Below are 14053 nucleotides of genomic sequence, written 5' to 3'. Positions count from 1 at the left end.
GGGGGTGCAGCGCCTGATGCGCCACACCCGCGACGCCCTGGCCTCGCCGAACCGCACCGCCCGCAGCGCCGTGGTCACCGGCCGCCTGCTCGGCATCGCGTTCCTGGTCTGCTTCCTGACCGGCGTCTACAGCCACCTGCTGCAGGAGCCCCTCGGCTGGATGCGCTTCCCGACCCGGCCCGTGCAGCTCTACCAGTTCACGCAGGGCCTGCACATCACGGCGGGCATCGCGATCATCCCGCTGCTGCTCGCGAAGCTCAACGTCGTGATGCCAGCGCTGGTGCAGACCCCGCCGGTCCGGAGCGTCCTGCACCTGCTCGAGCGTGCGTCGATCGCGGTCTTCGTGGCGTCGGCACTCGTGCAGGTCGTCACCGGTCTGCTCAACACCTACCAGTGGTACCCGTGGCCGTTCCCGTTCAAGCAGGTGCACAACGCGCTGGCGTACGTGCTGATCGGGTCGCTGCTCATCCACATCGGCACGAAGCTGCAGATCATCGCGCGGTACTGGCGGAAGCGGGACTCCTTCGACGCGCAGGGCCGCTTCGTCGCCGACCCGACGGTGGGCAGCGAGTTGCCGGATCCGAACCAGCACGATCCGAACGACCCGGCCGGACAGGAGGCCCGTCCCGGCTCCGCCTCACCCTCCGGCGGGTTCGTCGGACGCCTCCACCGCTGGATCGACGGCACTCCCGCCCCCGGTCCGGTCGCACCGGCGACCGACACCGTCCCGGTGACACGGACTGCAGCGTCCGCCGACGGCCGCCGTCAGCGCGTCGCCCGCCGCGGGTTCATCGCCGGCGTCACCGCGGCCACCGCGGGCGTCGTCGCCCTGACGGTCGGACAGTCCTCGGCCGTCGGTGAACCGTTCAACGTCTTCGGTCCCCGCAAGCGGCACCTCGGCCAGAACGGACTGCCGGTGAACCGCACCGCCCGCGCCGCTGGCGTCCTCGCCACCGCGACCGCCGCCGACTGGGCACTCACGGTCGCCGGCCCCTCGGTCAGCCGGACGTTCTCCCGTGCCGAGCTGATCGCCCTCGGCCAGACCGAGGCGCGCCTGCCGATCGCGTGCGTCGAGGGCTGGAGCCAGATGGCGACGTGGAAGGGGGTCCGGATGCGCGACCTCCTCGCCGCGGTGCAGGTCGACCCGGACGTGCACGTCCGGGTGACGAGCCTGGAGCGGCACGGCGGCTACCGGATCATGGAGATGGGGCCGGAGTACACCGCCGACCCGACGACCCTGATCGCCCTCGAGCTCAACGGCGAGAAGCTCGACCTGGAACACGGGTTCCCAGCCCGGATCATCGCGCCCGGCCGTCCGGGTGTGCTGCAGACGAAGTGGATCGAACGGATCGAGGTCATCGCATGAGCGCCGTCGTCGTCGACAACCGGGTCCGCACGGCCCGCATCGTGCTGGTCGTCCTGGGCGTGCTGGTCCTGGCGTTCGGCGCCTGGGTCCTCGTGACCACCGTCCGGCCGAACCGGATCGGTGGGCTGGCGACCTGGCTCCTCGGCGCCGTCGTGCTGCACGACGCGATCCTGTCCCCGTTCGTCCTGGCCGTCGGCATGGGTCTCCGTCGGGCCGGTCGCTCCCTCCGCACGTGGGTGCTCGTCGTGGTGCAGGCGGCCGTCGTCCTCGGCAGCGTCCTGGCCCTGGTGGTGCTGCCGGAGATCGCGGCGAAGGCACACGGCACGAAGAACGACACCGTGTTGCCGTTCGACTACACGACGCGGTTGCTCGTGGTCGAGGGGGTCCTGGTCGCCGTCGTGGTGATCGCCCTGGTGGTGGGCGCGGTCACGGCTCGGCGTCGGCCGGACCAACCTGTGGTTGCAGGGACAACCTCTCCCTAGGATGAGGGCATGACCGACGACACCCCCTGGCTCTCCCGCGAGCAGCTCCGGGCGTGGATGGGGTTCGTCGCCGTCATGGAACTCCTGCCGGCAGCGCTCGACCACCAGTTGCAGCGCGACGCCGACCTGACGATGTTCGACTACATGGTCATCGCGATGCTGTCCGAGACCGAGCTCCACACGCTCCGGATGTCGGTCCTGGCCTCGGCGACGAACGCCTCGTTGCCGCGGCTGTCCCACGTCGTGTCCCGGCTCGAGAAGCGCGGGCTCGTCGCCCGGTGCCCCTCGACCGAGGACCGCCGTGCCACTGACGTCCGGCTCACCGACGCCGGCTTCGACCACATCGTCGCCGCGGCGCCCGGCCACGTCCGGACCGCCCGGCGCCTGGTCATCGACGCGCTGTCGGAGAAGCAGGTCACGGAACTCGACGGGATCTCCCGCGTGCTCCTCAGCCGCGTCGACCCCGAGGGCCGCTTCGCCGCGGTGGCGAACATCCCCGACGACGAGCCGACGGTGTGCGAGGCCCGGCTGACCGGCACCGCCGACGACGCCTTCCCGGACGTGGTCGACGACGTGACCTACCGGCCGGCCACCCGGGAGGACCTGCCCCTGCTGCGCCGTGCGAGCCTCGACGCGATGAACTGGTCGGCCGAGCGGTTCACCGACGCCGACCTCGACCGGCCCGAGTTCGCGCACTACTTCGTGGCCTTCGACCCGGACCGGGCGGCGGACGACCCGACCGACGGTCGCCCCGCCGACCTGGGCGTCGTGGCCTCCGACACCGACGGGCCGCTGGGCGTCGCCTGGGCCGTGCACCTGCCCGCCAGCGACCCGGGCTACGGCTTCGTCGCCGAGGACGTCCCCGAACTCACGCTCGCCGTCGATGCCCGAGCGCGCGGCCGTGGTGTCGGCTCGGCCCTGCTCGCCCGGCTCGTCGCCGCCGGCCGGAGCGCGGGCTGGCCGGGGATCAGCCTGAGCGTCGAGGACGGCAACACCGGTGCCCGGATCCTCTACGAACGCGTCGGCTTCCGCACGGTCGGACGCAACGGCGACTCCGACACCCTGCAGCTGCTGTACTGACCGCCGCTAGGCTCCCCGGTATGAGCCATGCCGCCGACCAGCCCGCCGAGACCTACAGCTACCTCGGACCGGCCGGCACCTTCACCGAGGCGGCCCTCAAGCTCGTCGAGGCCGCCGTCGGCAAGCCCTGGCGGAGCGTCAACAACGTCGGCGAAGCACTCGACGACGTCGTCACCGGACGCTCGGTCGGCGCGGTGATCGCGATCGAGAACAGCGTCGACGGCGGGGTCAGCGCCACGCAGGACGCCCTGGCCCGGATCCCCGGCGTGCGGATCATGGGGGAGTACCTGGTCCCCGTCGACTTCGTCCTCGTCGCCCGACCCGGCACCGCGCTCGCCGACGTCCGCACCGTCAACGCCCACCCCGTCGCCTACGCGCAGACGCACCGGTGGCTCGAGGCGAACGTCCCCGGGCACGGGCACATCCCGGCCTCGTCGAACGTCGCCGCGGCCGCGGAACTGCTCGCGGAGCACTCGGTCGCGGACGCAGCCGTCGCCCCGCCCGGCATCACCGACCACTACGACCTGGCGGTGCTCGCGGACTCCATCGGCGAGAACGCCAGCGCCGTGACCCGGTTCGTGCTCGTCTCGAAGACGCTCGCGCTGCCGGAGCGCACGGGTGCGGACAAGACCAGCGTCGTCGTCGAACTGCCGAACGAACACCCCGGCGCCCTGGTCGACATGCTCGAGCAGTTCGCCACCCGCGGCATCAACATGGGCCTGCTGTCGTCGCGGCCGATCGGTGACGAACTCGGTCGGTACCGGTTCGTCATCGACCTCGACGGCCACGTGCGGGATGAACGGGTCGCCGACGCGCTGCTCGGACTGCGGCGCTTCAGCCCGCGTGTGACGTTCCTCGGGTCGTACCCCCGGGCGGACGGTGTCCGCTCCGAGGTGTCGCCGCGTTACTCCGACCAGGCGTTCGTCGAGGCGCGCGACTGGCTGCGCGCGATCGTGAGCGGCGAGCCGGACGCGAGCTGAGCCTCCCGGCCCGTTCTGCCGCAACGGAACGACGCGCCGTCACGCACGTCGTCAGCGGCGGCGGGTCGCCCGCGTCTGGTCTTCCGGGCCCGCGACACGGACGGTCAACCCGCCCGGGGCAATGCGCGCACGGAACGCCACGACCTCGCCCACGGGGTCGCCGTCGATCTCGAACTCGTCCGGACGCTCCAGGCGGGCCGTGAACTCCTCGCCGCGCAGGTAGCGCAACGGACGCTCCTCACGCGCCTTCGTGACGATGCGCTTGCCGATCTCGGTGTTGCCGAGCGCCGAGCGACGGACGGAGCGGAGGATCGCGTTCTCCCACAGCATCCGGGCGGCGATCCGGACCCAGCCGAAGAAGCCCCGGGGACGCATCACGACGATGTCGAACACGCCGTCGTCGATCTCGGCGTCGGGCAGCAGCGTCGCGCCGGCCTGCAGCATGCCGCAGTTGCCGACGATCAGGGAGTGCGCGCGGACCGACCGGTTGGACTCACCGTCCAGGCGGTACCGGAACTCGAACGCGCTGGCGTCCCGCAGCGAGCGGATCAGCGAGTCGACGTAGGCGAGCCAGCCGACCTTCTTCTTCAGGTCGTCGTTCGTGTTCGCGAGCATCCGGGCGTCGAGGCCCAGGCCGGCCATCACGAGGAAGCCGAACTGCTCCCGCGAACCGTCCTCCCGCTCGACCCCGACGGTGCCGAAGTCGATCGGTCGGTCCTCGCCGTGGAAGATCGTGTGCGCGCTCGCACCCAGGTCGTCGATCGGCGCCGGGATGTTGCGGGCGAGCAGGTTGCCGGTGCCGCTCGGCAGCAGCGCGAGGGCCGCGTCGGAGCCGTGCACGACCTCGGCGACCGCACGGACCGTGCCGTCGCCGCCCGCAGCGGCGATCACGTCGACGCCGGCGTCGAGGGCCTCGCGGGCCATGCCGCCGCCCGGGTCCTCCTCGCTCGTGGCGTACCACTTGGTCTCGGCCCAGCCGGCTTCGCGCTGGTACCGGTTCACGGTGCGCTTCAGCGTCGGCAGGTGGACCTTGACGGGGTTGTAGATGACTGCGGCGGTGCGCTGCTCCGTTGCGGGGGCGTCCTCCGGCACAGCGGTGGCATCCGAGGGCGTCGACATGCGATCAACGCTACCGAACAGGTGCTGCGCGGTCCGGAACGCGGCCACGGGACGGACGGTAGGCGCGGATCGGCCGTGCCACGGGCCTCCCGTCCGGTGGTTCACCGGCTGGTCATCCGTGGCTGGGTAAGCTGGGCCGGTGATCGACCCCCAGCTGTTGCGCGACGAACCGGACCTCATCAAGGCCTCGCAGGCGGCGCGCGGCGCCTCCGTCGACGTCGTCGACCAGGCCGTCGCAGCCGACTCCGCCCGACGGGCGGCCATCACCGCGTTCGAGGCGCTCCGCGCCGAGCAGAACGCGTTCGGCAAGACCGTCGCCAAGGCGCCGAAGGACGAGAAGGCCGCACTCGTGCAGCAGGCCCAGGCGCTCTCCGCGAAGGTGAAGGAGGCGCAGGCCACCGTCACCGCGGCCGAGGACACCTTCAACACCGTCGTCCGCTCGATCCCGAACGTCGTCATGCCCGACGTGCCGGCCGGGGGCGAGGACGACTTCGTCACCCTCCGCACCGTCGGCACCAAGCCGGAGTTCTCGTTCGAGCCGAAGGACCACGCCGACCTCGGTGAGTCCCTGGGCATCATCGACATCGCCCGCGGCGTCAAGGTGTCCGGCTCGCGCTTCTACTTCCTGCGCGGCATGGGCGCCCGACTCGAGATCGCGCTGATGTCGCTCGGCCTCGACCGTGCCGTCGCGCACGGGTTCGAGCCGCTCATCACGCCGACGCTCGTACGCCCCGAGACGATGGCCGGCACCGGCTTCCTCGGCGAGCACGCGGCCGAGGTCTACCGCCTCGAAGCCGACGACCTGTACCTGACCGGCACCAGCGAGGTCGCCCTCGCCGGGTACCACGCCGACGAGATCCTGCAGTTCCCGGCCGGCGACGACCAGGCCCTCCGCTACGCCGGCTGGTCCACCTGCTATCGCCGCGAAGCCGGATCAGCGGGGCGTGACAACCGCGGCATCCTCCGCGTGCACCAGTTCAACAAGCTCGAGATGTTCGCCTACGTCCACCCGGACCAGGCCGACGCCGAGCACCAGCGGCTGATGTCCTACCAGGAGTCGATGCTGCAGGACCTCGGGCTGCACTACCGCGTCATCGAGACCGCGGCCGGCGACCTCGGCACCAGCGCCGCGCGCAAGTACGACCTCGAAGCATGGGTCCCGACGCAGGGCACCTACCGCGAGCTCACCTCGACGTCGAACTGCACCACGTTCCAGGCCCGTCGCCTCGACATCCGGTACCGCACCGAGAGCGGCAAGACCGCCCCGGTCGCCACGCTCAACGGCACCCTCGCCACCACCCGCTGGCTCGTCGCGATCCTCGAGACACACCAGCAGGAGGACGGCTCGGTCGTCATCCCCGAGGTCCTCCGTCCGTACCTCGGCGGCGTCGAGGTGATCGAGCCCCGATGAGCTCCTCACGCGGATTCGTCGACGGTTCCGAGGCGTCGGGCTCGGGCCCCGCTGCGGCTTCGGGCTCGGCCCGTGCCACGGACTCCGCGCGGGTCAAGCGCTGGCTCGTCGCCCTCGACATCGACGGCACCACGATGCGCGAGGACGGCGTCGTCACCGACACCGTCGTCCAGGCGGTCCTCAGCGCCGAAGCCGCCGGGCACGAGGTCATGCTCTCCACCGGTCGCAGCGAGGGCATGACCGTCCCGCTGCTCGAACGGCTCGGCATCCAGCCGAAGTACCTGGTCTGCGCCAACGGGGCGCTCACCCTGAAGCGCACCGAGTCCGGCGCGTACGAGCGCGTGCACGTCGAGACCTTCGACCCGACCGAGGTCCTGCAGACGATCCGCGGTGCCCTCGAGAACGGGGCCTACGGAGTCGAGGACGAGACCGGGCACTACCTGCTCTCCGGCGACTTCCCCGACGACACCATGACCGCGGCCGGCGACCACGTCGAGTTCGAGCGCCTGCTCGGCGTCCGGGCCACCCGTGTCGTCGTGATCTCCCCGGAGCACGGCCTCGAGGAGTTCCTGGACATCGTCGACAAGATGGGGCTGCACAAAGTCTCGTACACGGTCGGCTGGACCGCGTGGCTCGACATCGCGCCCGAAGGGGTCACCAAGGCGACCGCCATGGAGCGCGTCCGAGAGTGGCTCGACATCCCGCGCTCCCGCGTCTTCGCGGCCGGTGACGGACGCAACGACATCGACATGCTGCGGTGGGCCTCCACCTCGGGCCGCGGGGTCGTCATGGGGCAGGCGCCCGACGACGTCGTGGACGCGGGCAACGAGCTGACGGGCGGCGTCACGGACGACGGGCTGGCGGCGGCACTGGACACGTTGCCGCGCTGACGGCTGGCTGCTGTCCCGGCTGACGGGCGCTGGCTGCGCGCGGGCCGGGAGGCTCGGTAGACTGCTCGGGACCCGGTCACGTCTCGCCACGTGGTCGGGTCACGGAGGGTTGTCCGAGCGGCCGATGGAGCCTGTCTTGAAAACAGGTGGGCAGAGATGTCTCGTGGGTTCGAATCCCACACCCTCCGCTCCAGCGTCTCGGTCGTGACCGATGAGGGGTCCTCGCAGGGCCCCGGGTGAGGGCACTGCGCCGACCTAGCGTCGAGGGCATGGACATCACCACACGCTCCGTCGCCGTCATCGGCGGCACCTCCGGCATCGGCCTCGAACTCGCACGGCGTTTCCGTGACGCCGGCAGCCGGGTCGTCATCGGCGGCCGTCGAACCGACGTGCTCGACCAGCTCGCCGCCGAGGGCTTCGGCACCGTCTCGATCGACGTCACCGACGACGACTCCGTCACCACCGCCCGCGACACCCTGCTCGACCTGCTGCCCGACCTGGACACGGTCATCACGATGTCGGGCATCGGCGTCGCCGAGGACCTCCGCGACCCGGCGCACTTCGCCGACGCCGCCCGGATGGTCGACGTCAACCTGCTCGGTACGATCCGGGTGGTCGACGCCTTCACGCCGCACCTGCTCCGACAGGGCAGCGGCACGATCGTCACCGTCAGCTCGGGCATCGGCTTCCTGCCGTTCCCGTTGATGGCGACGTACGCCGCCACCAAGGCGGCGGTGCACGCCTACACCGAGGCGCTCCGCGCACAGCTGGCGGGGACGGGGATCGACGTCGCCGAACTCGTGCCCCCGGCGGTGAACACCACGATGGGCGCCACCAACCCGAACGCGCTGGACCTCGGCGACTTCGGTGCCGAGGTGATGGCGCTCCTGGCACAGGACCCCACCCCGCACGAGCTCTTGGTGCAGGGTGTCCTCATGCACCGGTGGGCAGAACGTGACGGCACGTACGACGACCTGGTCACTCAGCGCTCCCGGGCTCTGGCGACGCTGCCCGGACGGTCGGGCTCAGCGGCGTGACACGCGACGGGGACCCGACCGCGACGCCGACGAACCCGCTCGGCGCGTACCTCCAGGCACGGCGTGGACTCGTCACACCGGAGCAGGTCGGGCTCCCCGCCGGTGGGGTGCGACGCGTGCCGGGCCTCCGCCGTGAAGAGGTCGCGATGCTCGCCGGTGTCAGCACCGACTACTACCTCCGTCTGGAGCGAGGGCGGGACACCCACCCTTCGCCGCAGGTCCTCGACGCGCTCGCCCGGGTGCTCCAGCTGGACGAGGTCGAACGCGCGCACCTCTCGCACCTCGCCGAACCCGTCCGACGTGCACGTCCCCGGCGCACGGCGGAGCGGGTCCCGGCTCGGCTGCACGCCCTGCTGGCCGCGCTCGAGGTCCCGGCGTTCATCGAGGGCCGGGCGTTCGACGTCCTCGCCACGAACGACCTGGCGGCCGCGTTCTCGCCCCGGCTCCGCGTCGGCGAGAACCGGCTCCGTTCCCTGCTGCTCGACCCGGAGGAACAGGTGTTCCACCGCGACTGGGAAGGCGCCGTCGCGAGCTTCGTCGGAGCCTTCCGGCACTCGGTGGCCGACGAGGTCCACGACCAGCGGGTCGTCGAACTCGTGGGGGAGTTGTCGCTGGCCAGCGGGCGCTTCCGGCAGCTGTGGGCACGACAGGACGTCCGGCTGCTCGAAGGCGGATCCATGACGGTCGACCACCCGGTCGTGGGGGAGCTGCACCTGCACCGGGACAAGCTGCCGGTCGACGGGCTGCTCCTCGTGCTCTACTACGCCGACCCGGGCAGTGCGAGCGCCGAGCGGCTGGGCATGCTCGCGTCCCTCACCCACGCCACCAGATCGGGGGCATGAGGCGGCTCGCCGACCGCGGTACGGTTGTCGGCGGAGTGTACGGGTCGTTCTGTGCACGGCCTGCACGACGGACCACGGGGGAAGCACGACCATGACCACGCCGACGTCGGTCCCCGGCCGCGGACCGGACCGCCGCACCGCGATCCTCGAGGCCGCCGCCGTCGAGTTCGACCGCCAGGGCTTCGGCGCCGCGAGCATCTCCGGCATCGCCAAGGCCGCCGAGGTCAGTCAGGGCGCCATCCACTTCCACTTCCGCACCAAGCAGGCCATCGCCCTCGCGGTGATCGACGAGCAGAACGCCCGCACGTTCGAGGCGGTCACCTACGACGGGCCGTCGCCGCTGGGCGGGCTGGTCGAGGCGTCGCGCACGATCGCGGGCCTGCTGCTCGACGACCCGGTGGTCCGCGCCGGCATCCGCCTGTCGCTCGAGAACCGGGTCTTCTCCGGTGCGACGTCGTCCTTCTACGACCAGTGGATCGCCAGCGTGGTCGACGTCTTCCGCCTGGCGGTCGCCGCCGGCGAGGTCGGCCCCACGGTGACCCCGGAAGCACTCGGCGCCACCGTCGTCCCGTGGTTCACCGGTGTGCAGCTGGTGTCCGACGTCCGTGCCGCGCGGGTCGACCTGCTGCCGTCCGTCGCGACGATGTGGCGTGTCCTCGCCCACGCCTGCGTGGTCCCGGCGCACCGCGACCGGTTGCTGGCGGTCGTCGACCGCGCCTTCGCCTGACCGGTCTCCGCAGGACGGACCTCCCGTCATCGGACGGACCTCTCGCGCCAGCGTGGTGCGGAACGCATGACGGGAGGCCCGGACCTGCCCCGGTGGGCTGGTCCGGGCCTCCAGTCCGGTCGTCTCGTCGACGTCAGTCGGTCTTCGCGACCCGCTTGGCGCGCTCCTTGACCTGTTCCTCGCGACGCTTGTCGCGGGCCTTCTGCGCCTTCTCGCGACGCTTCGCCCGCTTGTTCTCGCGCTCGTGGTGCTCGACGTCCTCGGAACGCTTCTGCCGCCACGGTTCGGCGGCCAGGTCGGGGCCGTCCCAGACCTTGATGGCACCCCAGGCGGCGGCGAGCAGCGGCACCGAGATGATCGCGCCGGTGATGCCGGCGAGGACGGTGCCCGCGGTCAGGCCGACCAGGATCACCAGGCCGTGCAGGCGCAGGGTCTTGCCCATCAGCACGGGCTGCAGGAGGTTGCCCTCGAGCTGGTTGACGACCACGACGATGCCGACGACGATCAGCGCCGGCACCGGACCGAGGGCGACGAGGGCCACGAGCGCGGCGAGGATGCCGGCCGCGGTGGCGCCGACGATCGGGATGAACGCCGTGATGAAGACGATGACCGCCAGCGGCAGGGCGAGCGGGACGCCGACGATCGCGATGCCGACGCCGATGCCGATCGCGTCGACCGCGGCGACGGTCGCGGTGCCGCGGACGTAGCCGCCGAGGGTGGAGACGACGCGGTCACCGACACGACGGGCGCGGTCGTACGAGGCGCCGGTGAAGGGGCGGAGCAGGAACTCCCAGATGCGGGGCCCGTCCTTGAGGAAGAAGAACAGCACGACGATCATCAGCACCAGGCCGGTGAGGAAGTTCGCCGTGGCGGATGCGCCGGCGAGGGCACCGGAGCCGAACTTGGCGCTCGTGACGAAGTCGGTGGCGGTCTTCACCGCGTCGTCGACCTGCGAGTCTGAGATGGCGAACGGCAGGGTCTTGCTGAAGTCCTGCAGCTGCTGGAAGCCCTCGACGGCGGACTTCTGCAGGCTCGACCACTGGTTCTCGACCGCGACGACGATGAGGTAGCCGAGCAGGCCGAGGACGACCAGGACACCGAGCAGGACCGTCAGGGTCGCGAACACCGACGGGAACCCGTGCCGGCGCAGCCACGAGACGACCGGGTGCATGGCCGAGGCGATGATGAGCGCCAGGAGCACCGGGATCGTCACGACGCCGAGCACCTGACTGGCGTAGACGATGCCCGCGGCGATGACGATCAGGATGATCAGCTGCAGGCAGCGGGTCGCCAGGCGGCCGAACGAGTCCGACCAGGCAGCGCGCACACCGGTCACCGGCTCGGTCGGTGGCGTCGTCGGTGGGGCAGCGGCGGAGGAGCGGAAGAACGGCATGACGCCGACGGTACAGACGCACAGGTGGGTGCGCCGGGTCTCGTTGCGCCCAGTCCTCTCAGTCCTCGACGAGGTCGCGGTCCCGGAACCACTTGAGCAGCCAGGCGGCGCTCGTCCGGTCGAACGACCGCGGGAAGTCGAGGGTGCCGGACAGGAACGGGCTGAAGCCCTCGACGGACGCGATGTCGGAGTCGTCGAGGCCCCGGTACGCCATCGACCAGCCGTCGAACCGGCGGCGGTCGATGTCCTCGCGGATCAACGACTTGACGGTGTGGTGGCGGGGGTCCCGCTCGATCGCGGCGAACCGGTCGTCGACGCTCCACGCCGGACCCTCGAGCAACTGCATGAACCGGCCGCCCTTGACGACGAGCAGGCCGGAGACGCCGAGCGCCTCGTTCCGCAGCCGTGCACCCGCGAGCATCTCCATGAGCTCGTCCTCGCCGAACTCGTGCGTCGCGACGCTCATGTAGACGATGGAGACCAGCACCAGGGCATCTTCGCTCGCGCGTCCGGGTCGGCACAATCGTGTCCGGAATCTGCACCCGGAGGCACGCCTAGGATCGTCCTCATGGCGACCGTCCTCCTCGTCCGGCACGGACGCACCACCGCGAACGCGACCGGACTCCTCGCTGGCCGGACCGCCGGGATCGCGCTCGACTCCGTCGGCAAGCGGCAGGCCGCCGCCACCGCGGAGCGCATCGCCGCCGTGCCCCTCGCTGCCGTCGTGTCGAGCCCGCTCGAGCGCTGCCGACAGACCGCACGGGCGATCACGGCGTTCCAGCCGGGCGACCCGCAGCAGTTCGTCGAGCGCGGCATCATCGAGGCGGACTACGGCGACTGGCAGAACCGCAAGATCAGCGAACTCGCCACCGAACCCCTGTGGCGGGTGGTGCAGTCGAACCCGAGCGCGGTCGTGTTCCCCGGCGGCGAGTCCATGCAGACCATGCAGTCCCGCGCGGTCGCCGCGATCCGCCGGATGGACGCGCAGATCGAGGCTGAGCATGGCGCCGCCGCGGTGTGGGTCGCGGTGAGCCACGGCGACATCATCAAGTCCGTCCTGGCCGACGCCCTCGGCATGCACCTGGACCTGTTCCAGCGGATCTCGGTCGGACCGGCGTCGGTGTCGATCGTCCGCTACGGCGAGGCCCGGCCGGACGTCGTCGCCACGAACACCGAGTCGGGGGACCTGTCGTGGCTCGCCCGGGCCGCGGCTCCGAGCGCGGACGCGGTCGTCGGCGGCGGGGCCGGGCACGAGGAGCCGTCGCCGTCGTCCACCGAGCGTCCGGACCCGACCACTCCCTGAACGGTCGGAGCCGCACGCTCCTACAATGCGGGTATGCCCCCCATCGTCCACGGCTTCGACTGGCCGGACAGACTCGTCGTCGGCACGATCGGACGCCCGGGCGAGCGATCGTTCTACATCCAGGCCCGTGACGGCCGCCGTGTCGTCAGCGTCGCCATCGAGAAGGAACAGTCGGCCGTGCTGGCCGACAAGATCGATGAACTCCTCGACGAGGTCGCCACGGTCGAGGACAACCGCTTCAGCGTCCCGGACTCCGCGCCCACCGAACTCCGCGACGGCGAACCGCTCGACCAGCCCGTCGAGCCCGAGTTCCGTGCCGGTGCCCTGAGCCTGGGCTTCGACCCTGCCACCGCGCAGGTGGTGATCGAGGCGTACCCGATCGAGGACGACGTCGAGGTCTTCACCGAGCCGACCGGCGACGGCGACGAGGTCGAGGCGGTCGTCGAGCTGTCCGAGCCGAGCGAACTGCTGCAGGTGAAGATCCCGGTCGGCAGCGCCCGCGCCTTCGTCGAGCGCACCCGCGAGGTCATCGCCGCCGGACGACCGAGCCCGCCCGACTTCCCCGAGCTCGGATGACGCTCGGTCCTGACGCCGCCGGCGCCGCGGTCCCCAGCGCGCCGGGTGAGCTCCGAATCTCCGGACGCATCCGCGAGGCTTCGAACGCCACCTTCCTCGCACGGCTCGACGGCGAGAACGTCGTCTACAAGCCGATCGAGGGCGAGAAGCCGCTGTGGGACTTCCCGGACGGCACGCTGGCCGGACGTGAAGTCTCCGCCTACCTGGTGTCCGAGGCGCTCGGGTGGAACGTCGTGCCCGAGACCTGGATCGGCGACGGTCCGTTCGGCCCCGGCATGGTGCAGCGGTGGCAGGAAATCGACCCCGAGCAGGACGCCGTCGACCTGGTCCCCGCCGAGGACGCCGCCGTCGCGGTCGCCGAGGGCACCGTGCGCGAGGTGCTCGACGCCGTGGACGAGAACGACCAGGCCGTGACCCTGGTGCACGAGGACTCGGTCGCCCTCCGGCGGATGGCGGTCTTCGACGTCGTCACGAACAACGCCGACCGCAAGGGCGGCCACGTCCTGGCGATGGCCGACGGGCACCGGTACGGCGTCGACCACGGCCTGACCTTCCACGTCGAGCACAAGCTCCGGACCGTGCTCTGGGGTTGGATCGGCGAACCGCTCAGCGAGGACGAGGTCGCCGGACTCCAGCGTCTGTCCGAGGCGCTGCGCGGGCCCCTCGGCGAGACCCTGCGCGAACACCTCACCGACGACGAGCTGTCGGCCCTCCGCGGCCGTTGCGCCGCGCTGGCCGCGGTCGCGACGTTCCCGCCGCCGGACGGCTACGGTCCGGCCGTCCCGTGGCCGGTCTTCTGACCCCGCCCGCCTGCTGACCCACCCTGCGTGACGGACGGGAGGCGCGC

At 71.5% G+C, this 14053-nt stretch carries 15 protein-coding genes and 1 tRNA gene; 13 read left to right on the top strand and 3 right to left on the bottom strand.

Annotated elements, in window-relative coordinates; all coding sequences use genetic code 11:
• Positions 1–4 precede the first annotated feature (4 nt).
• The 4 genes from SOM35_RS13375 to pheA are packed head-to-tail and all read left to right on the top strand — an operon-like array spanning position 5 to position 3908.
• On the top strand, positions 5–1366 hold the full coding sequence (locus tag SOM35_RS13375) for a molybdopterin-dependent oxidoreductase (protein ID WP_320515783.1): 1362 nt from the start codon (positions 5–7) through the stop codon (positions 1364–1366).
• On the top strand, positions 1363–1848 hold the full coding sequence (locus SOM35_RS13370) for a hypothetical protein (RefSeq protein WP_320515782.1): 486 nt from the start codon (positions 1363–1365) through the stop codon (positions 1846–1848). Before SOM35_RS13375 ends, SOM35_RS13370 begins: the two co-directional genes overlap by 4 nt.
• Positions 1849–1857: 9 nt before the next feature.
• Positions 1858–2928 (top strand): GNAT family N-acetyltransferase, encoded by a 1071-nt coding sequence (locus SOM35_RS13365; RefSeq protein WP_320515781.1) that lies wholly within the window; start codon positions 1858–1860, stop codon positions 2926–2928.
• Between the two features lie 20 nt (positions 2929–2948).
• Entirely contained in the window at positions 2949–3908 is a 960-nt protein-coding gene (pheA, locus tag SOM35_RS13360; RefSeq protein WP_320515780.1) for a prephenate dehydratase, read from the top strand.
• Positions 3909–3959: 51 nt separating this feature from the next.
• Here the strand turns inward: pheA and SOM35_RS13355 are convergent, their stop codons facing one another.
• Entirely contained in the window at positions 3960–5027 is a 1068-nt protein-coding gene (locus SOM35_RS13355) for a diacylglycerol/lipid kinase family protein (protein ID WP_320515779.1), read from the bottom strand.
• A gap of 139 nt (positions 5028–5166) precedes the next feature.
• On the opposite strand from SOM35_RS13355, the gene serS reads away from it, so the two are divergent.
• From serS to SOM35_RS13325, 6 genes are all read left to right on the top strand, one after another.
• Positions 5167–6438, top strand: a complete 1272-nt coding sequence (gene serS, locus SOM35_RS13350) for a serine--tRNA ligase (RefSeq protein WP_320515778.1) — start codon at positions 5167–5169, stop codon at positions 6436–6438.
• The gene (locus SOM35_RS13345; RefSeq protein WP_320515777.1) at positions 6435–7328 is read left to right on the top strand and encodes an HAD family hydrolase; all 894 of its coding nucleotides are present in this window, start codon (positions 6435–6437) and stop codon (positions 7326–7328) included. Before serS ends, SOM35_RS13345 begins: the two co-directional genes overlap by 4 nt.
• Positions 7329–7431: 103 nt before the next feature.
• Positions 7432–7516, top strand: a tRNA-Ser gene (locus tag SOM35_RS13340).
• An 81-nt stretch (positions 7517–7597) separates the two neighbouring features.
• A complete protein-coding gene (locus tag SOM35_RS13335) occupies positions 7598–8365 on the top strand; it encodes an SDR family oxidoreductase (RefSeq protein ID WP_320515776.1) in 768 nt (255 codons plus the stop codon).
• Entirely contained in the window at positions 8362–9207 is an 846-nt protein-coding gene (locus tag SOM35_RS13330) for a helix-turn-helix transcriptional regulator (protein ID WP_320515775.1), read from the top strand. Before SOM35_RS13335 ends, SOM35_RS13330 begins: the two co-directional genes overlap by 4 nt.
• Before the next feature lie 91 nt (positions 9208–9298).
• Positions 9299–9934, top strand: a complete 636-nt coding sequence (locus tag SOM35_RS13325) for a ScbR family autoregulator-binding transcription factor (RefSeq protein WP_320515774.1) — start codon at positions 9299–9301, stop codon at positions 9932–9934.
• Between the two features lie 133 nt (positions 9935–10067).
• Here SOM35_RS13325 and SOM35_RS13320 read toward each other — a convergent pair whose 3' ends face one another.
• Both SOM35_RS13320 and SOM35_RS13315 read right to left on the bottom strand, forming a co-directional pair.
• A complete protein-coding gene (locus SOM35_RS13320) occupies positions 10068–11327 on the bottom strand; it encodes an AI-2E family transporter (protein WP_111074589.1) in 1260 nt (419 codons plus the stop codon).
• Positions 11328–11385: 58 nt separating this feature from the next.
• Positions 11386–11814, bottom strand: a complete 429-nt coding sequence (locus SOM35_RS13315; RefSeq protein ID WP_111074590.1) for a BLUF domain-containing protein — start codon at positions 11812–11814, stop codon at positions 11386–11388.
• A gap of 81 nt (positions 11815–11895) precedes the next feature.
• Between SOM35_RS13315 and SOM35_RS13310 the strand changes: the two genes are divergently transcribed.
• From SOM35_RS13310 to SOM35_RS13300, 3 genes are read left to right on the top strand one after another with little or no spacing between them, the layout of a single operon-like run.
• Positions 11896–12630: an MSMEG_4193 family putative phosphomutase gene (locus SOM35_RS13310; protein WP_221849212.1), complete on the top strand. Its 735-nt coding sequence runs from the start codon at positions 11896–11898 to the stop codon at positions 12628–12630.
• A gap of 33 nt (positions 12631–12663) precedes the next feature.
• Complete coding sequence (locus SOM35_RS13305; protein ID WP_221849213.1) at positions 12664–13206, top strand: DUF3090 domain-containing protein; 543 nt, start codon at positions 12664–12666, stop codon at positions 13204–13206.
• On the top strand, positions 13203–14006 hold the full coding sequence (locus SOM35_RS13300) for an SCO1664 family protein (protein ID WP_320515773.1): 804 nt from the start codon (positions 13203–13205) through the stop codon (positions 14004–14006). Before SOM35_RS13305 ends, SOM35_RS13300 begins: the two co-directional genes overlap by 4 nt.
• Positions 14007–14053 lie beyond the last annotated feature (47 nt).

The organism is Curtobacterium sp. CFBP9011 (assembly GCF_034045095.1).
Classification (GTDB): Bacteria; Actinomycetota; Actinomycetes; order Actinomycetales; family Microbacteriaceae; genus Curtobacterium.
This window is presented reverse-complemented; position numbering and strand designations above follow the sequence as displayed.

Bases quoted from the DNA above. Each gene is read 5' to 3' on its own strand.
- SOM35_RS13370 (WP_320515782.1), top strand. From the start codon at position 1,363: ATGAGCGCCGTCGTCGTCGACAACCGGGTCCGCACGGCCCGCATCGTG.
- SOM35_RS13365 (WP_320515781.1), top strand. From the start codon at position 1,858: ATGACCGACGACACCCCCTGGCTCTCCCGCGAGCAGCTCCGGGCGTGG.
- pheA (WP_320515780.1), top strand. From the start codon at position 2,949: ATGAGCCATGCCGCCGACCAGCCCGCCGAGACCTACAGCTACCTCGGA.
- SOM35_RS13355 (WP_320515779.1), bottom strand. From the start codon at position 5,027: ATGTCGACGCCCTCGGATGCCACCGCTGTGCCGGAGGACGCCCCCGCA.
- SOM35_RS13345 (WP_320515777.1), top strand. From the start codon at position 6,435: ATGAGCTCCTCACGCGGATTCGTCGACGGTTCCGAGGCGTCGGGCTCG.
- SOM35_RS13335 (WP_320515776.1), top strand. From the start codon at position 7,598: ATGGACATCACCACACGCTCCGTCGCCGTCATCGGCGGCACCTCCGGC.
- SOM35_RS13325 (WP_320515774.1), top strand. From the start codon at position 9,299: ATGACCACGCCGACGTCGGTCCCCGGCCGCGGACCGGACCGCCGCACC.
- SOM35_RS13320 (WP_111074589.1), bottom strand. From the start codon at position 11,327: ATGCCGTTCTTCCGCTCCTCCGCCGCTGCCCCACCGACGACGCCACCG.
- SOM35_RS13310 (WP_221849212.1), top strand. From the start codon at position 11,896: ATGGCGACCGTCCTCCTCGTCCGGCACGGACGCACCACCGCGAACGCG.
- SOM35_RS13305 (WP_221849213.1), top strand. From the start codon at position 12,664: ATGCCCCCCATCGTCCACGGCTTCGACTGGCCGGACAGACTCGTCGTC.
- SOM35_RS13300 (WP_320515773.1), top strand. From the start codon at position 13,203: ATGACGCTCGGTCCTGACGCCGCCGGCGCCGCGGTCCCCAGCGCGCCG.